Origin of the sequence: Micromonospora sp. NPDC048842, assembly GCF_040649935.1 — a bacterium.
Classification (GTDB): domain Bacteria; phylum Actinomycetota; class Actinomycetes; order Mycobacteriales; family Micromonosporaceae; genus Micromonospora; species Micromonospora hortensis.
The window spans coordinates 43,817-65,374 of sequence record NZ_JBEZGK010000021.1 but is presented as its reverse complement, the minus strand read 5'-3'; the positions used below and the strand labels follow the sequence as shown (position 1 = coordinate 65,374).

The window sequence follows — 21,558 nt, the reverse complement described above, 5'->3', positions numbered from 1 at the left end:
ATGCTCAAAGTTGTAGAGGCTGGCGCAATCTTTGCCATGTGATCTGCGACAGGTCCGGGTGATCTAGAGGGAAGGCTAGCCGTCACGGGCATCATAATTCGCCATCAAGAGCAACTTTTACTCCACTGTTTGCAACTCTTGCTGTATTCGCTTGGTCAATGTGTCTTTTGCTGCGTTCTCGGCCGGCACTAACTCATTGTAGAGCCGACTCCATTCCTGCGAGGTTTGTTTTCCGTTCAGCTGTCTGGATACAGGGTCCGCGTTGAGGTCGATCTTCAAAAGATGGAAAGACTTTAAGATATCCTGCACGCTCGTGCGCCAAGTGTCGAATAGGTCGATTACCTCATTGGAGCCATACGTTCGAAGCAGTGCGTCAGCAGCAGGGTCGGTTACGAGGTGAAGATGCTTGGGGGCGTCATCCTTGTCCAGCGCCTCCTTCGGGTGACTGGCATTTGCCCAGAAAGAAACACGTTGGACCTCTTTCAAGATCTCGGCATAAGCGACGGATTGTCGTTCCTGCCGTCGCTGCTCGCGAGCTAAACGAAGGTCGTGTTCGCTTTTCTGCTTTGCTAGCTCCAGCTCGTGCCGATGTCTCTCTTTTGCGAGGTTCTCGGCATGCTGACGACTCTTCTCACTTGTTTTAAAGGATGCGACGATGCCCGAGACGCCAACAAGCGCACCAAAGCCGCTCGCAGCGACCGGTACTACCCAGTCCCAAGCCATGCTCCATTTTCTACCACGGGGCGCAATCTACCGCGATCAACGCGCTGAGCCGTCGCAGATCAGGCAACGGATGGCTGCTCTGACTCGGTCGACGGAGCGCAGCAGTCGGGTGGCGACGGTTGGGTGAAGGCTTCTGTGAGAACTTTCTGTACGTGATCAAGGCGGCCCGCTTCGCAGGCCGCTCGCGCCGCCGACCAGGGGCCGACCCACACGGGTCGCCGATCGGGGACCCCGCGCCCTTAGCGCAAGCGCACGGGCGCACCCCGAACGGTTGCAGCCCCGCCGGCGGCGCGACACACGAAGAAGCCCCGGGCCGCCATGAGTGGATGGCAGATCCGGGGCTTCGATGTTGAAGGCGACGACCAGGGCGTGCCTCCGGCGGGGGCGCTCGGGCGCTCTGGGATGGTTGGCGCCATCCCGACAACCTTCGTCCGGGCTCAGCCGAGCAGATGGGGCCTGCCTGGCCAAGGTCGTTCAGACAGTGGGGTGCTCCACCTTGGCCAGGCAGGCCCCATCCACTCCACCAGGGTGCGGACGAAGGCCGACGGGATGGCTGGAGGACTCGTGTCTCACTAAACGCCGGGGATTGACTGCTCTAAGGCGAAGGAGTGAACCTCCATCGTTGCCAGCTTCCCAGCTTCAAGATGGAGGTCGCCTCGAACAATCACTGGGCACTTCTTGTGACTCGCGTGCGCCTTCTCGTAGTCCTCGCTATCAAGCGTCATCCGAATCACGCGATGACGACCATTAACCATGGCGTGGACACGTACCCACCCACCAACGTCCTCGGCCTTGCTTGCTAGAACTTCGACCCAACCATAGACAACCTGTTCCCGGTCTTCGGTCTCCTTGCGCAGACCGCGAGCGATTCGGCGGATGCGCTCCAGTGACTCAGACGGGAACTCCATATTTGTGTCGAGGCCGGGTGGTCGAGCAATCGCCGGCGCCCATTCGAAGCCGACCTTGAATTCTTCAATCACCGGGTCGTTCAGCGAGCGAATGACTCCGTCGCAAAGTTCGTACGACAGCCCCTCTCCGACTCCATCATGAACCTCACGCTTGGTTGGTTCCGCCTCACGCGCAACGACGAGTTCGTGGAGCACGGTCAGGGAACGAGCCAGCGTTACAACCATTCTCCTATCGAACGAGGCTTCCTCGACGTTCTCAACAAGACGCGGGGCTTTGTCGTCCCACGAGACGTCGGGCAACTGTGCTCGACTGACGACTGGAACAACATATGAGCCAGGCCTGGTGTGGCCAACGAGGACCGCACGAGCCTGCTCCCTAGCTCTGAGTGGGACGGACTTACCGAAATACCCTCTTCGTTTCAACGTCGCCGCAGCAGCCGCTATTACCATCTTTTTGGCTGAGTAGAACAATTTTTGACTAGCGTCTAGCGGAAAGACGGAACTGTCGTACTCGTGAGTCGCTTTAACGTTGGTCACGTCAACAAACTGGCGGCAGATCTCATCCCGGATTAGCTCGCTCGGTCGACGCTCGTAGACCTGAAGATCCTGGATGAGGATGTTCACCCGCTTCTCGAAATCGGGCGCCGTCCCGATCCTAGGTACCAGCAACTCTATCTCTGGATCGACATCAGCGACTCTGGATGGTTGCCAAATCTCTGCAACCCGTCCGGCGTCTGCACGAACCCATCCCGATCGATGCAGGTAACTGGTTATCTCCGAAGGGCCGACTGTAAGGGCGACTGAAGGCGGTTGCTGCGCATGATTCATCACGCCGCCAAACCGGTACGTTCGCCAAGAGCATGGCGCCTCGAATGCTCAAACATCAATCTTATTGCCATGCTATTGAGCCTGTTGGCATGCGGCAGATGAATCGTTGTCGACTTAGTGCTGACGGCCGGCCTGTCTTGGATGCACGCATAGTAGGACGTGCATTTCAATAGAATGTATTTGTCGGCGTGCAGTTGGATCCAGTCCTGTGGGTCTTCCGGGACCACCATGACTATGAGGTAACCGGGCGCTGATCGATCAGCTTCCCGTAGCTTGTCGTATGTCTTGACGTCGAGGTCAAAGGCGTACGATCCATCCAGCTCGCGCAGCTTTTGAGTGCATTTCAGCTGGACGTCGACCATGCGGCCCTTGCGGCGCAGCGTGGTGTCCACTCCATCAATGTCGACGGCCCAGTCACCCAGGGTGCAGCCTTCACGCGTGGCGACGGCATGGAGGTACGCGCGGCTGATTTGCTCCTTCTGCCACGATTCCGCCTTCCACGTGCCTGCCTGTCCGTTGCTCACGGAGTGAAATTTAGCGTTCACGCTCAGCGAAAGAAAGAGCGCGATGGTGTCCAAACCGGTCTTCCCTCCCGCCGTTTGGCGTGGAGACTCACGCCGGGAAGTCGATATTGGTTGGACCTTGTGAGGCCAACTGTGTACCCAACGTAATGCATGTTCGAGCACTGCAGGTGGGTGAGCTGGGTAGAACTTGACGGACCGGCCATGGCATGGTATGTGCATCAAACCGTTGGTGCGCACCTTTGACGCGGAAGGTTTGCTGCCCCCTGATGAGGCAGTCTGGTCGAGTTCTGCCGGAACAACTCGACCGGACTGATCTTGGGCTGCCACCTCCGCCAGCACAAGTGGCAGAAGTTTGGGCGGGACTGGTGGTCTCTCGGTTGGCGTCAGAAGAGCGAAGGACTTTGGACGGGAGGCCAGGCCAAGATGGCCACTCTCAGCTTCGTTGTCGGGACCGTCGTGAGTGTCGTCGGACTCTTCAAGTAGGCATCCGAGCCAGAGTCCAGTACAGCAGGGAAGTACAGCAACCGACGGCACCTGACGGGACCGCACAAGGTGTCTATGCACTGTCGGCCAGCGCAGCGGATCGAACGAGACCCCATTGCCGATCTCTGGGGGTCAAGGGGTCGTCGGTTCGAATCCGGCCGTCCCGACAGCGAGAGGGTTTCCACAGGTCAGAGCCTGTGGAAACCCTCTTTTTCGTGTTCATGGTGGTTCGTCGAGGTCGAGCACGCCGCTTATCGACCCCTTGACTCGACGGGTGACCGACATGGCTCTACTGGACCTGAACAAGCTCACCACCGACCTGTCCTCGACCTGGGCGGGATACCTCCGGGACTGGGACCGGACGCTGCGGGCGGGCAACTACCCGGAGACGACTTGGTACAACTACCTCCTCGCCGCGGCGCAACTAGCCCGATACCTGGCCGAGCACTCGCCCGACCCCGATGCCGCCGCGCCACCAGGAAAATCGGCGATCTCGGTGCTGGAGCACTTCACCGGCAACGCCTCGTTGACTTCAGGCATGGACAGTGCCGACAACATCGACATCCGGCGCCGCAGCGAGCAGACAGCTACAGCGACGAGCCCCAGGGAACTGGCGGACGCGGTCGATACGGCATTGACCGACCTGGGTGCCACGGTGACAGCGCAACCGCCCGACCGCATCGTGGACCTCGGCGACTGGGGCCTGGAAGTCGACGACTTCCTGCTGACCCGGGTCATGGAGCTGGTCGTGCACACCGACGACCTAGCAGTCAGCCTCGGCTTGCCGACCCCACCGATGCCGCAGACAGCGACTGAAGCGACAATCCACCTGCTGAGCAGCCTCGCGGCCTGGCGACACGGCTCCCTGAACGTGATACGCGCGCTAGCTCGGCAAGAACGAGCTCCCACCTCCATCTCCGCCCTCTAGCTGGTGGAGCGCTCGCTCTGCACGGTCCTTATCTGCCGCTGTCGCGCGTTGGTAGCGCCTGGAGCCGTGCGCTGTCATGCCGATGACAGTGCATTCGCAGATTCGCCGGATGGGCCCAAGTGACAATCTCTCGGCAGGACGTCACCGGATGTGGCCGGGACGCCCGCCCGACAGCGTTGGCTTCGGCGAAACCGCAGCTGACGCGCTGGGTAGCGCCCCGCGGTGGGCCGGTGGACTGTCTTGTTAATGGGTCGCCGGTGACGACGCCTACGGCGACGACCGACAACTGGCAGGACGGCCTGCCCTTCGCCCAGTGGCGTGCGCTTGCCGCTCTCGTTGTCGTCGACTAGGGATCGATCATGTCTCAGGGAACGCCGGCGGGCGGCTGGGGCTCAGCTGCCCGGCCGCTCGACGAGCCCGACATGCTCGAAGGCGTCCCACAGTTGTGGATCCTGAATGGTGTGGCCGCGTTCTAGACTCTTGATCGGACGGTGGCGATGTGGGGCAAGTTGTCGATGTGGAGGGTCTCCCAGCCGCGGCACACTTCGCGCATCGCTGGCGGATAAGGAACGGGCGAAGCAGATGCAGACGGCCGTCGTCGGTCGCCAGGTAGAGGCTTCCGGCTTCCAGGTCACTAGACCCGTAGGTCCGCTCCCGCACCGGGACCAGCACGTTGTCTCCGGTCAGTTCCTCGAACTCCACCCGTGCGACCTTGCGGAGAGAGTCCCAGTGAATGCGATTGACATGGACGAGGGGAAGATCGGCGAGGAACGACGCCCGTTGCAGGAGGGTGGTCAGGTCGGCGTGGGCGTCGGCGATGGCGGCGGGCGGATCCTCGACCTCGACCCCGCGCAGGTGCGCCTCGTCGTTGCGGCGAAGCGCCAGGCCTTGGCGTGCCGCGATCACCTCGGTGCCGGTGAAGGCGTCACGGAACTCCGTCAGCTGATCGCCGTCGTCCAGATTTCTGAACGCCTTCCCTGTCGCGACTTCCTGGAGGATCGCCGTCCAGTCCCCGAAGCCGGGACCGTTCGTGCCTCCGCGGGACAGGCGCTTGCGGAGGTCGGCGATCGCGCCGATCCGCAGGCCGGCTTCCTGAGCGAGTGCCAGAGCGACGAGCGCGCAATAGCAGAGCAGGACCTCGGCCGTTTCCAGGATGGCGTAGTACGCCGACCCGTCGGCGCCGTTTGAGAGCAGGACCTGTGCCCTGCTCCAGCGGTAGGCGACGGGGTGCGGGTAGCGGGTTCGTACCTGGTGGCTGAAGTCGTCCAGGAGGCCGGCGGCGTCGGCGCGCATCCGCAGCAGCCGGCCGGACTGCATGACGCGCCGTCTGGCGTCGGCAGCGTTCTCGTCCGTCCGTTGCTCCAGCGTGCGGCTTGCGCAGCGGGGTGCCCGTGTCAGCCGTCGAAACCGCCACCGCCCTGGCCACCCATCGCACTTCGCTGCCAAGCCGGACGAGCTGAATGAACCCAACGGCGTGCGGATGGACCGGCAAACCGCCTCGCACCCGCGTAAGCACCTGGCCCAGCCCGCAGGAATCCGGGTGCTGAGGATGCGTACACATGCTGCGCTACACCTTCGCGGCTATGGCAGACGAGATCGGCTCCACCGGGACGGCAATAACCTGTCCCAACACGGGTTGACTGTCGCTGCTCTCGGTTACCGCACGTAGTCGGCGATGGTGCTACGAGCGGCGATCGAAGCCGCCCCGCCCGTTGTCTGCGGCATGACCGGATGTTCAATGCCGACATTGGACTGCATCCTCATTCAGTCCGGGGCAGCGTGGGCGATAGCGCGGCTGGGTTCCCGGTGAGTTGGGAGCCTGGCGATGTTGAGCATGAAGCCCGTCCAACCCGCCCCTTAAGACGATCCGCTACCGGACACGGTGTGCGGTTCACGACGCAGCTCGGAGGGTATCGAGCCGGCGCAGGTCGTCGTCGGACAGGCTTAGGTCGGCCGCGGCGACGTTGGAACGCAGGTGGCGGACGCTGGTGGTCCCCGGGATCGGGATGACCGGCACACCGTGTGCCTGCTGCCGGTGGTGCACCCAGGCCAGTGCGACTTGCCCGCTCGTAGTGTCGTGTCTACTGGCGATTTCGCCCAGTGCGGCGCGTAGGCCGCTCGCTACTTGCTCGTCGGCTGTGCTCGGAGGCTGGTGGAGGAGTCCATGACCGTTTGGGGAGTGGGCCACGATGACCACCCCGAGGTCAACCGCGGTAGGCAGCAGCTCCTGCTCGATGTCGCTCTGCACCAGTGACCACTGCTCCTGTAGCGCCGCGATCGGGTGGACGGCGTGTGCGCGGCGTAGGTCGTCCGCCGTCACGTTGGACAGGCCAAGGGCGCGTATCTTCCCCTGGTTGACCAGTTCGGCCATGGCTTCGACGGTCTCCTCGATCGGGACCGTTTCACTGCGATGGTGCAGGTAATAGAGGTCGATGACGTCGACACCGAGCCGTCGCAGGCTCGCCTCGCTCGCCTGCCGCACGTACGACCGGTCAGCCCGTACGTCGAAGCCACCGGCGAGTTCACCTCGCCATACCAACCCGAATTTGCTGGCCAGCAGCACCTCATCACGGCGCCCTCGGATTGCCCGGCCGACCAGCTCTTCATTCTGGTAGGCATCTGCGGTGTCCACCATCGTGACGCCCGCATCAAGGGCGGCGTGGACGACCGCCACCGGGTCACGGTCGGTGCCGTCGGCGGTTCCATCGCGCAACCTCATCGCGCCGAATCCCTGGTGGCCGAAAGTATCGCGACCCATGGATAAACGCGTTCCCATCTCGGCACTTGGCATGACCCACACCCTAAAACCTCAACCGCAATTGAGGTCCAGTCCGTTAGCGGTGCCCGGTCTGCGCCATCGGGACCAAGGAACCTCATACGGGACGCCACAGCTCAGATGGCCTGTGCGCGGCAGGACCCGTCCGGTGAGCATTCCCGCACAGGGCCGCCATCCGGGACCCCTACGCTCATTGGCGGCCCAGGGGCGCCGACCGTTCGTCTGGCGTGGCGTGGGAGTCGACGTGTCGGCGGCAGCACTAGGGCGCGTTTCAGATGTCAGCGGCGGCGGAGTAGGCGCCAGCGGCCAAGAGCAGATTGGCTGTCTGTGAGTGGTCGCCTCGTAGCGCCCAGTCCAGGGGTGAGTAGCCGGTTCCTCGGTCTTCGCGAAGGTTCGGGTCTGCGTCGTGGGCGAGAAGCTCTTGCACGACGTCGGTATGTCCCCAGGCCGCCGCAGCGCAGAGGGGCGTGCCCTCCCGGCCGTGCCCGCTTTCGGTGTCCGGCGCAGCGCCAGCGGCAAGAAGGAGCCGCACGAGATCGACCGCGCCGTGCACGGAAGCCTGGTAGAGCGGGGTCGTGCCCTCTCGGTCGGCCGCGTTGGGGTCCGCTCCGACGCGCAGGGCGGCGTTGGCGATCGCTGCGTCTTCGCGGAGCACCGCCTCCATCAGGCGCTTGATGAGTTTCTTTCGCTGTCGCTTGTTCACGGTCCTCAGGGTAGGCAAGTTTTGCGGTCCAACGGGTGGCACCTTCAGAGCCATTCGTTGATCGCGGCGACGTGGAGCGTGGCCTGGTAGCGCACAGCGAGTTTGTCGAATCTGGTGGCCATAGCTCGGTGGCGTTTGAGCTGGTTGATGCCGCACTCGACGGCGTGACGCTGGCGGTAGGCGATGGGGTCGATGGTCGGTGGCCGGCCGCCCTTCGCACCTTTCCTGCGCCGGCTGGCGACCTGGTCGATCTTGATCGGGATGGTCGCCGGGATGCCACGTCGGCGTAGTTCCGCCCGGGTTGCCGCGTGAGCTGTATGCCTTGTCCGCCAAGACTCGATCGGGTCGGGTGCGGGGTCGGCCGCCGCCTGCCCGAGGGACCCGGATGCAGGCCAGGACCCGGCTGAACTGCGGGCTGTCGCCGCGCTGCCCGCCGGTCACCAGCATCGCCAGGGGTTTGCGGCCCTGCTCGCAGGCCAGGTGCACCTTCGTGGTCCAGCCGCCGCGCGACCGGCCCAGGGCGTGATCAGCGGGCTCGTCCTCGACTCCGCCGGGTGGTTCCTTCTGCCGCTCGGGTTGGGTGCGGGCGCCTGCGGCGTGCTGATGCGCCCGCGCGATGGTCGAGTCGACGCTGACATCCCAGCCGATCAGACCGGCCGCGTCGGCGCGGGTCTGCAGCCCGGCGACGATCCGCTGCCACACCCCGGCGCGTTGCCAGCGACGGAACAGTCCGTAGACCGTCTGCCAAGGTCCGTAGCACTGCGGCACGTCCCGCCATGGCGAGCCCACCCGCACTCGCCACCGGATCCCATCAATGAACTGCCGTTTACTCCACTTCGGCGGCCGACCGGCCTCTTACCCCTGGGAAGCAGCGGCACAAGCGCCGCCCACTGAGCGTCGGTCAGGTCGTGCCGCCTCGTCACCGGTATGGTGGCCGCGAGGTCATCCCACTGGTGTGAGGTCAGGCGACCCGACGGCCTGCCGGTGTTCGGCCGGGCTGAGACCGCGTACCCGTTTGAAGGCCGCGCTGAGTGCGAATGAGCTGCCGTAGCCGACCTGGCGGGCCACCGCGCCGACGGTGGCGTCCGGTTCGCGTAACAGATCGGCGGCCAGCGTGAGCCGCCAGTTGGTGAGGTACGCCATCGGAGGCTCGCCGACCAGTTCGGTGAACCGGCGGGCCAGCACCGCCCGCGAGATACCGGTGCCGGCCGCGAGGGTGGCCACCGTCCAGGGCTTTGCCGGCTGGTCGTGCAGCAGCCGCAACGCCCTGCCGACCACCGGATCGGCGTGCGCTCGGTACCAGGCGGGCGCCGCCGCCTCCGGCCGGGAGAACCAGGCCCGGAGTGCGGCGATGAGCAGTAGGTCGAGCAGGCGGTCCAGGACCACCTCCTGCCCCGGCTCGTCCTTCGTCATCTCGTCGCTGAGCAACGGGATGAGCGGGCTGTCCAGTGCACCGGCCGGCAGCACCAGGAGATGAGGCAGGACCCGCAGCAGCCGTTGGCTGACCTCGCCCTGCAACTGGTACGTGCCATTGAGCAGCACCGCGGTTCCGTCAGCGCGTTCGCCCCAGGTCCGGATACCCAGGTCCATCATTTCGCACAACTCGTCCCCGGCGGGCGTGGTGGTGCGCTCTCCGGGATGGATCACTGCCTGCGGTGCCGTGGCGGGGTCGTCGGCGATCGCGTACGGCTCCGGGCCACGGATGATCGCGACATCGCCGGGTTGCAGCGGCACCGGAGCACCCCGGTCCGGCACCACCCACGCCGTGCCGCGCAGCATGGTGACCAGGGTGAGGGGCGCGCGATCCTGGATCCGTACCGACCAGGGCGGGTCGAACACCGACCGCATCAGGAACGCACCACGCGCCCTCGGCCCGTTCAGCAGCCCCGCGAGCGCATCCATGCGCTCAGGTTAGCCCTGTGACGTGGGCGGTCGAGACGCCGGGACATGCGATCGAGAGTCTCGCCCATTCCCGGTGCGCTCGCCCTCGACTTGACTGGTTGGCATGACAAAGAACGTTGATGAGCAGCCAATCCTCGTACTGGGCGGCACCGGCAAGACCGGCCGGCGGGTGGTGGACCGGCTCGCCGAACTCGGCCGGCCGGTGCGGGTCGGCTCCCGCGTCGGCGAGCCGCCGTTCGACTGGACCGACCAGCGCACCTGGGCACCCGTACTGGACGGGGTTTCGTCGGTCTACCTGGTGTACTACCCGGACCTGGTCGCGCCGGACGCCCTCGCGACGATCCGCTCGTTCACCGAACAAGCGGTGTCCGGCGGGATCGAACGGATGGTTCTGCTGTCCGGCCGGGGCGAGGAGGAGGCCAAACTCAGCGAGCGGGTGGTCCAGGACTCCGGAGTGGACTGGACGATAGTGCGGGCGAGCTGGTTCAGCCAGAACTTCAGCGAGGACTTCCTGACCGACTCGATCCGCGGCGGCGAGGTCATCCTCCCGGCCGGGAACGTGCCGGAGCCGTTCGTCGACGCCGACGACATCGCTGACATCGTGGTCGCGGCGCTGACCGGCGACGGGCATGCGGGGCGGCTCTACGAGGTGACCGGCCCGCGGCTTCTCACCTTCGCCGAGGCGACGTCGGAGATCGGCAACGCGCTCGGGCGGGAGATCCGCTACCGATCGGTTTCGCCCGAGGAGTACGCCGCCGTGATGGCCGGGTACGACGTGCCGGCGGAGCTCGCGGCGGTGCTGACCGAGCTGTTCGGCAAGGTGTTGGACGGCCGCAACGCACAGCTCGCCGATGGTGTGCAACGGGCGCTGGGCCGCGGGCCGCGCGACTTCACCGACTATGCCCGCGACGCCGCCGCCGCTGGTGCATGGGACACGTCACCCGGTGGAGACTGGGCATGAACGCCACCCTGGCCGCCTGGTCGGCGGCGGCGACCCTGGCGGTGACGGGTGCGATCACCGGTGTGTACTACGCCTTTTCGGTGGCGGTGATGCCCGGTCTGAACGCCGCCGACGCCGGCACCGCGATCCGGGCCATGACGAGCATCAACCAGAGGATCCAGAATCCGCTGTTCTTCGTCACGTTCTTCGGCCCGCTCGTCGCCGCCACGGTGACCGGTGTGTTCCTGTTGATCCTCGGGAAGCGGTCTGCGGGTGTGCTGTTCCTGGTGGCCGCGGGGGTGTACCTGGTGGGCGCGTTCATCCCGACGGTGGTCGTTAACGTGCCGATGAACGAGACGCTCGACGCCGCAGGCGTGCCTACCGATCCTGCGGAGGCGGTCCGGATGTGGGCTTCCTACTCGTCCGCATGGACGTGGTGGAACTCGGTACGCGCCGGTGCCAGCCTGATCAGCCTGTTGCTGGCTGGTCTCGGGGTCTACCTCTCGGGCACGTCCCGATGACGTCGCCGTCCGGTGCGGGCAGGGTGGCCAGTTCCGGGCACCCGGGGGTGTCCCTATGGGTTTCATGAAGGGGGTCACCACTGTGCGTCTAGCTCGGCAAGGCGTCGGCGGAGTTGGCGGGCGTCGTGCCGAGGCGCGGACAATCGCCCGATGTCGCGAACGCTGACAGACGAGGCCGGACGACCTGCACAGGGCTTGTGGGCGTCACGACGACAGTCAGCGCTTGCCCGCTGCGCGGCGGTGGCGTCAGAGCGGTTCGGCGGACTTGTAGCAGGCGGAGTGGACCAGGAGCAGGAGGGCTGTCGGTTCTCTGGTGCCACTCACGGTGAGGGAGTAGTCGTCAGGGGTGGTCGTGGCGGTGATTGTGCCCTCGCTGCCGTTGGGGAAAGTGCGGTCCTCGGTAATGGTCCACCCTTGGGAGCGCCATTGGTCGCGGAGGCGGGCGAGGGTTTCGCACGGCGCGGAGCTGGCGGCGGGATTGGCGAGGGTGCTGCCCGTGGCGGCTGCTACTTGGCCGGCGTATTCGTTCACCCGGCGAGTGATGTCGGCTTCGCTCGCGGTCTGCATGTCGCTCGCCTGGTGACGGCACGCCCCCGATGGTGGGGGAGCGGGGCGCGGTGGAACCCAGCGCTGTCCTGTCGGCCGGCCCCCGTTTACCCCCCGAAAACCCCCGCCTGCCGTTGACAATCAGTGACAAGAAGCGACCAGTGCATGATCGTGTCTGTGCAGCTCAACGCCTGCTCTTGACAATCAATGACAAGCTCGATTTGGTTACGGATGGTAACAAGGGGTTTTGACAAGCAATGACAAGCAATGACAAGCCTTGACGAGGCTCGACGTGAGGTTCTACTGGGTTCAAATATCCTCGTTCCCCACGAGGGTGGCCTGGCGAAAACCCCGCGGTCACGGTAGCCGATACGTGCAGGAGGAGTCTGGAGGCGTGGAACCGGCGGCTGTAGAAGTCGCAGGTTTCGTGCTGGTAGAGCTTTGTGCGGTAGACGTTCGACGACCAGTGAGTCGTTCGGCGGGGGTGACTGTCTCACTGTTCGGCGGAGCGTATGTGGCTGCGGCGGTCACGACAATTGTCGTACGCCCTCTCACTGGAGACGCCGTGCAGCAGACACCCGATTCGTCGGAGCCATCCGCTCAGCACCCGCCCGGAGTCGACGCGTCGCCGTCTGCTGGGCGGCCCTCGGTGCAGCCGGTGGTCCCGGGGGCGGCCCAGCTTCGGGCGGGCGTGAGGGTGGGAATCGTCCTGTCAGTGGTAGTCGTTGGTGGACTCTTCATGTGCTGTGTCGGTGCGAGCGCTCTTGCCGCTGTCGGTTTGATCATCGGCGAGGCGTCACCTTCTCAATCCGCTCCGACTGTCTCTGCCGCCGGACCGACGCCGTCACCAGCTATCCGAACACCTGAGCCGGCTCGCACCACCGCTCTACCTAGCCAACCGGCCACGCCGTCGGCACAGCCGACTCGCCTACCGACGCCTGGACAGCGCCAACCCGTCTACGACACCTTTGAGCGTCGGGACGTCAGCTCGGGATCCGGCGCTCGCCGTCTGGCCTTGCGGGTCGAGCTACGCGTCTTTCCCGTCGACAGTCGGCAGGTCATCGACGTGGCGACGCAGATCGTGGAGAGCCATCGCGGGCAGGGGTGGCAGGCGTTGTCAATCGTTGTCACGTACGACCGGCGTGAGGTGGTGCCCAGCTACGCGGTGTTCGAATGGGCGTCCGAGGGGCGCTGGACGGACGCCGCCGATGGCGACCCCGCGTCCTGGCGGGGCTACCGGCTGCATCAGGCCGTCGTTCGCGACAAGCTGTCGCAGCCTGATGAGTGTCAGGTGCCGTCGGAGCAGGCCTATGTGCTCAACGCCGAGTTCAACCAGGCAACCGAGGACAACGTCGACGTCAGCGAGGAAGCAGTGCTGGCGGATATTGCCGAACGGCACGGCATCTCGGATGCCCGCGCTGAAGAACTGGTCCTGGCTGTCGAGGACTGGACAATGTGCTGAGCCCCAACACACAGGCCGAGTCCACCCGGCCCTTTAGGGCATCGGTCGATCCCGCGGGCGCGCCGAGCACGAAGATCCACCTCGCGGTCGACGGACGCGGCCGACCGTTGTCGGTCCTGCGGCGCGATGACCTGGCCGGTCAACTGGGACGTGACGAACGGCAACCGCCTCGCCAACACGGTCGGCCCGCACCCCTACGCGCTGCCCTGAGACCGGCACCGCCGGCACGGATCCGGCATCGGGATCCGTGCCGGGTGGGCCGATCAGATGAACGCGAGCGAGCTGAAGAACGCCGGGTAGCAGTCGACATAGATGTCGTAGACGCCGGGCGGCACGTGCACGGGGCCCAGGGTGGCCCCGTTGGAGCACCGGGCGCTGACCGCGGTCGTCGGCTGGCCGGTGAGGGTGCAGCCCTGGAACACGATCAGCCACGGGTCGACGTACTGCCCGGCGTACGGGCAGGAGCCCGACATCACCGAGAAACCGCCGCCCTTCGCCGGTGAGGCAGCGGCCGTTGACGTCGTGACGCTCAACGTGCCGGCGGAGCTCGCCGATGCCCGCTCGGCTCCGATGGCGGCGACAGCCGCGTCGCCGGTCGGCGCGGGTGCCGCGACCGCCGCGGACGGTGCGGCCATGAACGCCGCGAGCATCGCCGTCGCGGCCAACAGCAGACTGGATGCGCGGAGAATGCCGGATCGTGCTCCGGCGGAGGGTCGACTACGCCATGTCATAACCAGAACCACCTCTCGATTGCTGTGCGATCTGCGGATGCCGGGGCGCGTACCTGGTCGCGCCCGACCCGGCCGGGCCGTCGTCCGACGTCCATGGCGAAGCGTTCCAGGGTGCCGGTGGCCGGGTCTTCGTGACGTTGCGAGAACCGGGTCGCCGGCGTACCCCGGTTCTTGCGAATGTCCGCAAGGCTGTCCGGTCCGCGTCAACCGGGCGGAGTGGCCGGAACGCATCGATTACCGTTGACCGGCATGGGCGGTCTGTTCAGCCTCTGGCGGCAGCGAGTGGCCGACAACGCCCGCCGGGCGGTGGACGCCTACCAGGAGGAGTTGCTGGAATACCGCAACCTCGCGGCCATGCCGCGGGTGCGGTCGGAGATGCTCGATTTCGCGGTCTTCCTCCGTCAGCGCACGGTCGACCTCGCGGCGGACAGCGCGCCGTTCCACGTGCAGGATCTGGACCTGATGGCCGCGATGGGCCGCCAGCGCGGCGAGAAGGGACTCACCCTGACCGCGCAGCGGCAGGTGCTGCTCGTGCACACCCGGCTGACGCTGCGTGAGGTGTACGAGGCGGCCGGCCCGAACGACATCGCCGCGACGATGCACACGCTCGCCTGGCTGGCTCCCGCGGGACTGGCCGCGCAGGGCGCGTACACCCGGGGCTGGATCGAGGGGCAGCGGCGCACGCTGGCGACCGCCGCCCAGGTGCGGCTGCTGACGGTGATGCTGCTGGCCGGCGACGACAGCGCGACCGACCTGGCGCGCGGCCTGCACATGCCGGTCCCCGACCACGTCGTCGCGACGGTGGTCCGGGTGGCCGGCGGGTCGCCCGGGCCGGACCAGGCGGCGCGGGACGAGTTCGCCGGCGCGCTGCTGAAGACGCACTGGATGCCGCTGAGCTGGCCGGAGCCGCACGAGGTGGTCGCGCTGATCCCCAGCTCGCCGGGCGGCCGGCAGCCGGCGGTCGAGCGCGGGCTCGCGCTGGCCCGCGACGTGGCCTCGATGACCGGCCGGCCGTGCGCGGCCGGCACCGCGCCTGGGCGGGTGCGCGCGTTCGGCGACGCCGTGGCGCTGGCCCGGCAGGTCAGCGAGGTCGCACCGGTGCGGGCCGTGCCGCGCCACGCGTACACGGTCACCGACGTCTTCGCCGAGCTGGGCGCCGCCCGACTGGCGGAGGTCGGGCAGTGGCTCCAGGTGGTCGGAGCGCAACTCGACGCCGGCCCCGACCTGGTCGCCACGCTGGACGCCTACTACCAGCACGACATGAACCGGCTCGACACCGCGGCCGCGCTGTGCATCCACCCGCGCACGCTCGACTACCGGCTGACCCGGGTGCGCGACCTGACCGGGCTGGAGGCGGGCTCGACCCGCGGCGTACGCGTGCTGAGCACCGCCGTCGCCCGGATCCTCGCCGGCTAGATGAGCAGCCGGGTGAGCTCCATGTTCTTCATACTGATGTAGCTCAGCTTGTTACCGAGACGCATCGAAACCTGTAGCGAGCCGATCATGCCGGACGGGCCTGTGGGGCTCGAGAATTGGGTTACGCCGGCTGAGCTGCAGTTCGCTCGACATCGACCTGGCCGACACGATGAAGGCCATGAGCACATCGCTGATGTACCTGCTGCTTCGCCAGGTTCTACAGATGTTGTCCCAGCTCGCCTGCGATGGTGGGGCCAAGGACGTGGAAATCCTGGTACTCCGGCATCAGGTGGCGGTGCTGCGCCGACAGGTGCACCGCCCAGATCTTCAACCCGCCGACCGGGTGGTGTTGGCGGTGTTGTCGCGGCTGCTGCCCCGCCCGCGCTGGTCGGCGTTCTTCGTCACCCCAGCGACACTGCTTCGGTGGCATCCGGGGGCTGGTCGCCCGACGATGGACCTACCCGCATGCCCGGCCGGGCCGGCCGCCCGTCGACAACCGGGTCCGTGGGCTGGTGCTGCGCTTGGCGGCGGAAGACCCGACCTGGGGGCACCGGCGCATCCAAGGTGAGCTGGTCGGCCTGGGCTATCGGTGGCGGCCAGCACCGTGTGGAAGATCCTCCACCAGGCCGGCATCGACCCCGCGCCGCGGCGGTCCGGGCCCACCTGGCGACAGTTCCTGACCGCCCAGGCCCGCACGATGCTGGCTGGTCAACGCCGCGCGACTCGGTCGATCGGGATCAGGGTGCCGTCCAGGATCGCGTACGCGATCCTGGCGATGCGCCGCACGGCCGCGTTCAGGTCCTCGGCCTGCGTGGCGAGCAAGTCGATGGCTTCTCGGACGTACCGCCAGACCGTGGTGACGCTGACCGCGAAGCCGCAGGCCAGCCGAGCGATGGTGTCACCGTTACGCAGATGGGCCAGGGTGAACAGGGCCTGCCGGCATCAAGACGTCGCCACCGGCCGCGGCGGCGGGTGCGTTCGGCGCGGATGAGGTCGGCCAGGTGGTTCAGAGTGCGGCTGGACAGCGCGACTGCAGACGGGTGAGACAGCACAGCGAGGCTCCCGGTTGGGGCATCGGGTCTTGGTCGACGGCTGTCTTACCGGGAGCCTCGTCCTATGTCGACACACGCTGCCTGCCACCCATCGCAACCAGGCCCATCACGATGAAGAGCCCTCAATGCCTGACCCGCACCATAACATCGCAACGCCGCTATATTGACGCCAAGCTATCGTGGTCTGACCCCTACAGCGACAGCGCGAAGGTGAGTCATGGACGTAGTCAGCACCACCGAGGTCCCGGTTGAAGACGGGTTCGCCTTCTGGCGCGAGGTAAACTCGAAGCTCTGGGTGCCCTACGATTTACGCTGTGAATCGCAGTGGGAGCCCGGATTTCGGGCTCAGGTCGGAATCAGCGAGTTCGGTCCCGTGCAGGCGACATTAATGACCACGATGCCGCACTCGGTCCACCGTACTCCCAAGCTCATTCGGCAGGCCGATCCCGAGGTGTTCAAGCTGGGTTGCCTTGTGCGCGGTGGCGGCATGATCACGCAAGACGGCCAGCGCACAGATTTCGGCGTGGGGGACCTGATACTGTATGACACCTCCCGGCCCTACGTGGCCGAATTCACCCCGGATGCGCCAGTTAGTCAGCTGCTGCTCCTGCGCTTCCCGCGCTCGTTACTGCCGTTGCCCCCTCGGGAGTTGCGACGCCTGAGCGCAGTTCGCATCCCTGGCGCCCAAGGCGTCGGCGCGTTATCTTCACAATTCCTGCTGCGTCTTGCCCGGCACATGGACGAACTCAGTCCGTTGGACGCCGCCCGGCTGTCCACCCTCACCATTGACGTGTTGACAGCGGCACTGGCCAACGCGCTGGACGTCCAAAGTGCGGTGCCCTCCCACACCCAACGGCGAGCGTTGATGGCTCAGATTTACGCCTTCGTCCGAGAGAATCTGGGCGATCCGCGCCTGACACCGGACGCGATCGCCGCAGCGCATCACATCTCGTTGCGATACCTGCACAAGCTGTTCCACGAGGACGGGCGCACGGTCGCCGGCTGGGTCCGCGAGCGTCGCCTGGAGCAGTGCCGACGCGACCTCGCCAACCCCCAACTAGGCGCGCGCCCGATCCACACGATCGCCGCCCAGTGGGGGTTTACCAGCCCGGCGCATTTCAGCCAGGCGTTCCGTAGCGCCTACGGCCTTTCGCCACGCCAGTTCCGCGAGCAGTGCGCGAGAGTACGCGCAGACTAAAGACTTGTGCGCTTACCAGTAACGACAGACCCGGCTGTGGCGTGCACTCTTATCTTAGGAAGCCCGCTCAGTCAGGGTTGAATCTGATTCCGCCTTACGGAAGAAGGTTCACTTGAGCGTGTTACATCGGTCCGTGTTTTCGCGATGGAAGGAGCGCGAGGAAGTACATCGATCACTTCATGCAGCCAGCAGCATCATCTAGGCCGCAGCGGCGGCTGACAGGAGACCATTGTGAAAATGTGGTACAGAACGGCGTTTCGGATCTCGGCAGTGACCGCGATCCTCGGCGCACTCACCCTGTCCGGGACCGTGGCACAGGCAAGTCCGGGCGCCGGCTCCCGCCTGTCCCAGCCCGAAACCACCGCGGTTTCGGAGCAGGCCAAGCCCGGCAGCGAGGACGTCGCCGCGCAGGTTTGCGGCTACTACGAAGACGCGGTGACGGCCTGGTACAACCACTGCGGGAACACCCATGTGCTCATCTACGTCGACGCGACGTGGCCCCGCGACGACTGGACCTGGTGCATCGGCCCGGGAACGTGGGACATCGGCGGCGCCAACGCCGTATCCAACGCCTGGTACTCGGGTCAAACTTGTTGAACCGCCAGCCAAGCGCTGCGCGATTCTCCACCTGCGTTCGGTGGTTGCGGATCAGGTCAGCGAGGCAAATGAGGGTGCGGTCGGACAGGGGAATCGCGGCGGGGTAGGACAACAGCGAGGCTTCCGGTTGGGGCATCGGATCTTGGTCGACTGCTGCCTTGCCGGGAGCCTCGCCCTACGTCGATCCCTGCCCCCACCCCACCGCCGTGACCAGCCCCGTCACGATGAAAAGGGCTCATTGGACCAGCAGCCACCGAGTCGGCCGCCGAAGGTCGTAGACCTGACCACCGCCCGGGTCCAGCGACGCCCAATCCTCGGTGGCCTGATCAACCAGTATTCGCTGGCGGCGTAGCCGAAGCCCGATTTCCGTGCCCGACAGTCACCGACCGGTCGACGACGGCCTTGCGCACATGTCACGTACCGCGTCGGCGTCCCACTTCGCCCGGTAGAGCAGCCGCTGCATCGCGTCCGGACGACCATGCCCCGCCTGCTCGGCCAACTGCCAGCATGTCTTGACTTCGAGGTCGGAGAGGAGGCGGGTGACGAACCCGGCGGCCGACCGGGAGTGAACGACTTCCATAACCAGCCTCCCTCATATGCGGACCACGGCGTCCGCGTGGGAGGGCAGCGCGCGGCTCGCGGCTCCTTCGAGACTTTCCTCAGGATCGGTGTCCGGCCATGAGGGTGAGTTGATCTTGATGCAAGGATGGGCATCCTCGCAGACAACCAGGTATTGCTGGTCAGGACGTTGGTGACGGCGCATAGTGGCGGGCAAGGTCGGTGGCGAGAGCGCGGAGGTGAGCCCTGGCTTCGGCTGGGCCGTGCACCATGATGGCGCTCCCGAACGGCAGCAATGCTCGTACGTCCTCAAGATGCATGAAGCGAATGGTCACCTTGTGGCCGGTGGCGGATTCTTCATGGTTGTCCCGGACGAGTCGTAGGCCGAAAATCCGTTGCGCTCGCTCGATTTGGGTCTGGTCGATGGTGGCGCTGACCTCTATTGCGTGGTTGTGTGCCCACTGATCAATGAGCGCCGCAGCGAGGGTGACCAGGGTCTGGTTCTGGCGGATCCGTCGTGGCCGGTCGACTTCTTTCCACCCCGTGATCCGTTCGAGTCGGTACATCCGTGGCACTCGGGCACAGTCGGCAACGAGGTACCAGATGCCGGCCTTGGCGAGCAGCCCGTACGGATCTACGACCAGGTCGCGTGGGCATGACTCGCGTGGGCTGTCGTACTCGATCCGTAGCTGGTGACCTCGCCGCACTGCGCCGATCAGCGAAGCCGGAGTCGGGCCGGAAGCTCGTGTCTGGTGCCAGGGACGGCTGTCCACGTGCACGACGTCGGTGAGCGGCAGGAGCTCATGAACTCGACGTGACTGTATCGCGGCGAGCTTGGCGAGCGCGCGTCGGCTTTCGGCCGATGCGTTGAGCTCCGCGCGTTGCTTTTCATCCAGCCCGATGAGCGAGAGATGATCACGCTCGCCAGGGGTGAGTCGCGTGAGGTCGAGCCCGGACCCGGGCAGCATGGTCACGCCGCCGAGGCGGCCCCGGTGTGCGGTCACCGGCAGACCGGCGTCGCGGAGCCAGTTCAGGTCCCGGGTGATGGTTCGGAGGGAAACCCCGAGCGCCGAGGCAAGTTCCTGGGTGGTTGCGCCATCCCTCGATTCGAGAAGCAGCATCAGGGCGAAGAAACGGTCCGGGGTCACCCACCAAGTTTCTCAAGAAATTGCGACATGATGCGGCGCATATTCCGGCCAGGCTGGTGGATGCGTACCTACGACCAGCGAGAAGGAACAACCATGACCACATCCGTCGTGTCCATCGTCTACGTGAACGACGCGCCCGCCGCAGCTCGTTTCTACGGCGATCTCCTCGGCATGAGCCCTTCGTTCGAGACTTCGGGATACATCACCTTCGACCTCGGGCCTGGCGCTGAGCTCGCTCTGTGGTCCGGTCAGTTCGAGGATCTGTCGCCTGGCGTCCCGCGTACCAGTGAGGTTTGCCTGGCCATCGAAGGTGGGCGACCCGACGAGATCACCGCGATCTTCAAGCAGTGGCAGTCCAAGGGCGTCACGATCCTGCAAGAGCCGCACGATGTGGGATTCGGCCTGACCTTCCTCGCAGCCGACCCTGACGGGAACCGTATCCGGGTCGCACCGAAAGACTAAAGTGCACGATGCGGCAGGCGCGCACGTCAGGTGACGCGCCTGACGTTGTCTGCCTTCGAGAGGACGACGAGCGCCCCACGTCGACGGTGCACTTCTCGGAGGTGCACGCCTGCGGGTTACCGCGATCTTCTCGGAGGTCATCTTGCTGGGCCAGCCACCTCGGCGCGTGACTGACATCCGCGCTGCCAGTCAGGCGAGAAGTCTCAGCTCAACCGGCTCCAGTAACACTCGTAGGGGAACAGCAGCGAACGCGCTCACATCGGCAGATCCGGAAGCGAGCGGCTCGTGGCGGGACGGGTTGCGGCCGTCCTCCGCGGAGTTCATCTCATCCAGCAGGGTCGCCCGTCACAAGATCAGCGACAGAGCCTCTTGTCGTGCAGAGCTGCAGCGGGGTAGCTGGCCTCCCGCTGATCGCCTGATGGGCATCGTGACGCGTGCAGGACCGGCGGACGTTCCGATTGGTGACGTTGCGTAACGGATGGCCTGCCAGCGACGCGCGGCTCGCGTTCGGATCTGCCGGTGATCACCAACTCGCACGACCTCCGGCACTGCCGCTTCGGATCGACTACATCAGCTGGCATAGCTGGAGGTGCTTCATGCGAGAAAACCATCCCATCGATCGACTCGTGGTCGCGCTCGAAGACGAGGTATCCGCATCAATCGTCAGTACGATGCAAGCGTCGATCGAAAGGCTTGCTGGCCGGCGGACCTGGGTCCTCGGTCCGCCGGTCTTCCTTGACCAGTCAGATGAGCACGGCTCTCACTGGGTGGGGTTCGGGCTGATGCTTTATACAGCTCTGCCCCCTTGGGGAGAGCAGATCGATCCTCAGGTGGACAGGGCGCATCTTGAGGAGGTCAAGGAGCTGCTCGGCGAAGTCTGTCGTGTCTCGGATGAGTATGGTGCCTCATTCCAGGCTGAGTACGCCGGCGAACTTGTAGGCATGGTCGAGTCTGGTCAGATGGACTCTGGGCTTGAGGTCACACTGATAGGCGAGTGGGAGCGTGTTCTCAACGCCGCGAGCCCCCGTGGAATGACACCGGGCAGCAACGCATGACGTGGTCGATGGGTGTCCCGCAGACACGCCCTCGATTCGACATGACAGGACGTTGTGTCGGCGGCCAGCCTGTTGCCCCTAGCTTGCCGGATCTGTC

General features: G+C 65.7%; 21 protein-coding genes and 3 pseudogenes. 10 read left to right on the top strand and 14 right to left on the bottom strand.

What is annotated here, in order from left to right:
* Positions 1 to 117: 117 nt before the first annotated feature.
* The 3 genes from AB0C19_RS25295 to AB0C19_RS25285 all read right to left on the bottom strand — a co-directional run bounded on the left by AB0C19_RS25295 (position 118) and on the right by AB0C19_RS25285 (position 2,983).
* Positions 118 to 723 (bottom strand): hypothetical protein, encoded by a 606-nt coding sequence (locus tag AB0C19_RS25295; RefSeq protein WP_357189282.1) that lies wholly within the window; start codon positions 721 to 723, stop codon positions 118 to 120.
* A 572-nt stretch (positions 724 to 1,295) separates the two neighbouring features.
* Positions 1,296 to 2,255, bottom strand: coding sequence for a hypothetical protein (locus tag AB0C19_RS25290; protein ID WP_357189280.1), 960 nt, complete (start codon positions 2,253 to 2,255; stop codon positions 1,296 to 1,298).
* A gap of 203 nt (positions 2,256 to 2,458) precedes the next feature.
* Entirely contained in the window at positions 2,459 to 2,983 is a 525-nt protein-coding gene (locus AB0C19_RS25285) for a DUF4365 domain-containing protein (RefSeq protein ID WP_357189278.1), read from the bottom strand.
* 766 nt (positions 2,984 to 3,749) lie between these two features.
* Here AB0C19_RS25285 and AB0C19_RS25280 point away from each other — a divergent pair.
* Entirely contained in the window at positions 3,750 to 4,394 is a 645-nt protein-coding gene (locus AB0C19_RS25280) for a maleylpyruvate isomerase N-terminal domain-containing protein (protein WP_357189357.1), read from the top strand.
* Between the two features lie 357 nt (positions 4,395 to 4,751).
* Here AB0C19_RS25280 and AB0C19_RS25275 read toward each other — a convergent pair whose 3' ends face one another.
* The 5 genes and pseudogenes from AB0C19_RS25275 to AB0C19_RS25255 all read right to left on the bottom strand — a co-directional run bounded on the left by AB0C19_RS25275 (position 4,752) and on the right by AB0C19_RS25255 (position 9,775).
* Complete coding sequence (locus AB0C19_RS25275) at positions 4,752 to 5,711, bottom strand: hypothetical protein (protein ID WP_357189276.1); 960 nt, start codon at positions 5,709 to 5,711, stop codon at positions 4,752 to 4,754.
* 574 nt (positions 5,712 to 6,285) lie between these two features.
* Positions 6,286 to 7,185: an aldo/keto reductase gene (locus tag AB0C19_RS25270; protein ID WP_238687174.1), complete on the bottom strand. Its 900-nt coding sequence runs from the start codon at positions 7,183 to 7,185 to the stop codon at positions 6,286 to 6,288.
* 256 nt (positions 7,186 to 7,441) lie between these two features.
* Positions 7,442 to 7,873 (bottom strand): ankyrin repeat domain-containing protein, encoded by a 432-nt coding sequence (locus tag AB0C19_RS25265; RefSeq protein WP_357189274.1) that lies wholly within the window; start codon positions 7,871 to 7,873, stop codon positions 7,442 to 7,444.
* A gap of 44 nt (positions 7,874 to 7,917) precedes the next feature.
* Positions 7,918 to 8,838: pseudogene (locus AB0C19_RS25260) on the bottom strand (IS5 family transposase).
* On the bottom strand, positions 8,816 to 9,775 hold the full coding sequence (locus AB0C19_RS25255; RefSeq protein WP_357189271.1) for an AraC family transcriptional regulator: 960 nt from the start codon (positions 9,773 to 9,775) through the stop codon (positions 8,816 to 8,818). Before AB0C19_RS25255 ends, AB0C19_RS25260 begins: the two are co-directional and overlap by 23 nt.
* A gap of 103 nt (positions 9,776 to 9,878) precedes the next feature.
* Between AB0C19_RS25255 and AB0C19_RS25250 the strand changes: the two genes are divergently transcribed.
* Both AB0C19_RS25250 and AB0C19_RS25245 read left to right on the top strand, forming a co-directional pair.
* Positions 9,879 to 10,736: an NAD(P)H-binding protein gene (locus AB0C19_RS25250; RefSeq protein ID WP_357189269.1), complete on the top strand. Its 858-nt coding sequence runs from the start codon at positions 9,879 to 9,881 to the stop codon at positions 10,734 to 10,736.
* A complete protein-coding gene (locus AB0C19_RS25245; protein WP_238687178.1) occupies positions 10,733 to 11,236 on the top strand; it encodes an anthrone oxygenase family protein in 504 nt (167 codons plus the stop codon). Before AB0C19_RS25250 ends, AB0C19_RS25245 begins: the two co-directional genes overlap by 4 nt.
* A 246-nt stretch (positions 11,237 to 11,482) precedes the next feature.
* Here AB0C19_RS25245 and AB0C19_RS25240 read toward each other — a convergent pair whose 3' ends face one another.
* Positions 11,483 to 11,803, bottom strand: a complete 321-nt coding sequence (locus tag AB0C19_RS25240) for a hypothetical protein (protein WP_357189267.1) — start codon at positions 11,801 to 11,803, stop codon at positions 11,483 to 11,485.
* Between the two features lie 1,045 nt (positions 11,804 to 12,848).
* On the opposite strand from AB0C19_RS25240, the gene AB0C19_RS25235 reads away from it, so the two are divergent.
* Positions 12,849 to 13,244, top strand: a complete 396-nt coding sequence (locus AB0C19_RS25235; RefSeq protein ID WP_357189265.1) for a hypothetical protein — start codon at positions 12,849 to 12,851, stop codon at positions 13,242 to 13,244.
* A gap of 263 nt (positions 13,245 to 13,507) precedes the next feature.
* Here the strand turns inward: AB0C19_RS25235 and AB0C19_RS25230 are convergent, their stop codons facing one another.
* Entirely contained in the window at positions 13,508 to 13,975 is a 468-nt protein-coding gene (locus AB0C19_RS25230; RefSeq protein WP_357189264.1) for a hypothetical protein, read from the bottom strand.
* A gap of 249 nt (positions 13,976 to 14,224) precedes the next feature.
* On the opposite strand from AB0C19_RS25230, the gene AB0C19_RS25225 reads away from it, so the two are divergent.
* On the top strand, positions 14,225 to 15,391 hold the full coding sequence (locus tag AB0C19_RS25225; RefSeq protein WP_357189262.1) for a helix-turn-helix domain-containing protein: 1,167 nt from the start codon (positions 14,225 to 14,227) through the stop codon (positions 15,389 to 15,391).
* A gap of 178 nt (positions 15,392 to 15,569) precedes the next feature.
* Complete coding sequence (locus AB0C19_RS25220) at positions 15,570 to 15,959, top strand: hypothetical protein (protein ID WP_357189260.1); 390 nt, start codon at positions 15,570 to 15,572, stop codon at positions 15,957 to 15,959.
* Between the two features lie 143 nt (positions 15,960 to 16,102).
* On the opposite strand, the pseudogene AB0C19_RS25215 reads toward AB0C19_RS25220, so the two are convergent.
* Positions 16,103 to 16,443: pseudogene (locus tag AB0C19_RS25215) on the bottom strand (transposase family protein); the annotation flags it as partial.
* Positions 16,444 to 16,660: 217 nt separating this feature from the next.
* On the opposite strand from AB0C19_RS25215, the gene AB0C19_RS25210 reads away from it, so the two are divergent.
* Both AB0C19_RS25210 and AB0C19_RS25205 read left to right on the top strand, forming a co-directional pair.
* Complete coding sequence (locus AB0C19_RS25210; RefSeq protein WP_357189258.1) at positions 16,661 to 17,641, top strand: helix-turn-helix domain-containing protein; 981 nt, start codon at positions 16,661 to 16,663, stop codon at positions 17,639 to 17,641.
* Positions 17,642 to 17,911: 270 nt separating this feature from the next.
* Positions 17,912 to 18,238: a DUF6355 family natural product biosynthesis protein gene (locus tag AB0C19_RS25205; RefSeq protein WP_196930466.1), complete on the top strand. Its 327-nt coding sequence runs from the start codon at positions 17,912 to 17,914 to the stop codon at positions 18,236 to 18,238.
* Between the two features lie 31 nt (positions 18,239 to 18,269).
* Here AB0C19_RS25205 and AB0C19_RS25200 read toward each other — a convergent pair.
* The 3 genes and pseudogenes from AB0C19_RS25200 to AB0C19_RS25190 all read right to left on the bottom strand — a co-directional run.
* Positions 18,270 to 18,353, bottom strand: a pseudogene (locus tag AB0C19_RS25200) (IS5/IS1182 family transposase); the annotation flags it as partial.
* 264 nt (positions 18,354 to 18,617) lie between these two features.
* The gene (locus tag AB0C19_RS25195) at positions 18,618 to 18,818 is read right to left on the bottom strand and encodes a hypothetical protein (RefSeq protein WP_357189362.1); all 201 of its coding nucleotides are present in this window, start codon (positions 18,816 to 18,818) and stop codon (positions 18,618 to 18,620) included.
* A gap of 160 nt (positions 18,819 to 18,978) precedes the next feature.
* Positions 18,979 to 19,944 (bottom strand): WYL domain-containing protein, encoded by a 966-nt coding sequence (locus tag AB0C19_RS25190; RefSeq protein ID WP_357189255.1) that lies wholly within the window; start codon positions 19,942 to 19,944, stop codon positions 18,979 to 18,981.
* A 93-nt stretch (positions 19,945 to 20,037) separates the two neighbouring features.
* On the opposite strand from AB0C19_RS25190, the gene AB0C19_RS25185 reads away from it, so the two are divergent.
* Both AB0C19_RS25185 and AB0C19_RS25180 read left to right on the top strand, forming a co-directional pair.
* On the top strand, positions 20,038 to 20,406 hold the full coding sequence (locus AB0C19_RS25185; RefSeq protein WP_357189253.1) for a VOC family protein: 369 nt from the start codon (positions 20,038 to 20,040) through the stop codon (positions 20,404 to 20,406).
* A 596-nt stretch (positions 20,407 to 21,002) separates the two neighbouring features.
* The gene (locus tag AB0C19_RS25180) at positions 21,003 to 21,461 is read left to right on the top strand and encodes a hypothetical protein (RefSeq protein ID WP_357189251.1); all 459 of its coding nucleotides are present in this window, start codon (positions 21,003 to 21,005) and stop codon (positions 21,459 to 21,461) included.
* The last annotated feature ends 97 nt before the right edge of the window (positions 21,462 to 21,558 follow it).

Coding starts and splice junctions, on each gene's coding strand:
- AB0C19_RS25295 (WP_357189282.1), bottom strand. CDS start 723: ATGGCTTGGGACTGGGTAGTACCGGTCGCTGCGAGCGGCTTTGGTGCG.
- AB0C19_RS25280 (WP_357189357.1), top strand. CDS start 3,750: ATGGCTCTACTGGACCTGAACAAGCTCACCACCGACCTGTCCTCGACC.
- AB0C19_RS25275 (WP_357189276.1), bottom strand. CDS start 5,711: ATGCAGTCCGGCCGGCTGCTGCGGATGCGCGCCGACGCCGCCGGCCTC.
- AB0C19_RS25270 (WP_238687174.1), bottom strand. CDS start 7,185: ATGCCAAGTGCCGAGATGGGAACGCGTTTATCCATGGGTCGCGATACT.
- AB0C19_RS25255 (WP_357189271.1), bottom strand. CDS start 9,775: ATGGATGCGCTCGCGGGGCTGCTGAACGGGCCGAGGGCGCGTGGTGCG.
- AB0C19_RS25250 (WP_357189269.1), top strand. CDS start 9,879: ATGACAAAGAACGTTGATGAGCAGCCAATCCTCGTACTGGGCGGCACC.
- AB0C19_RS25245 (WP_238687178.1), top strand. CDS start 10,733: ATGAACGCCACCCTGGCCGCCTGGTCGGCGGCGGCGACCCTGGCGGTG.
- AB0C19_RS25240 (WP_357189267.1), bottom strand. CDS start 11,803: ATGCAGACCGCGAGCGAAGCCGACATCACTCGCCGGGTGAACGAATAC.
- AB0C19_RS25230 (WP_357189264.1), bottom strand. CDS start 13,975: ATGACATGGCGTAGTCGACCCTCCGCCGGAGCACGATCCGGCATTCTC.
- AB0C19_RS25225 (WP_357189262.1), top strand. CDS start 14,225: ATGGGCGGTCTGTTCAGCCTCTGGCGGCAGCGAGTGGCCGACAACGCC.
- AB0C19_RS25220 (WP_357189260.1), top strand. CDS start 15,570: ATGAGCACATCGCTGATGTACCTGCTGCTTCGCCAGGTTCTACAGATG.
- AB0C19_RS25210 (WP_357189258.1), top strand. CDS start 16,661: ATGGACGTAGTCAGCACCACCGAGGTCCCGGTTGAAGACGGGTTCGCC.
- AB0C19_RS25195 (WP_357189362.1), bottom strand. CDS start 18,818: ATGGAAGTCGTTCACTCCCGGTCGGCCGCCGGGTTCGTCACCCGCCTC.
- AB0C19_RS25185 (WP_357189253.1), top strand. CDS start 20,038: ATGACCACATCCGTCGTGTCCATCGTCTACGTGAACGACGCGCCCGCC.
- AB0C19_RS25180 (WP_357189251.1), top strand. CDS start 21,003: ATGCGAGAAAACCATCCCATCGATCGACTCGTGGTCGCGCTCGAAGAC.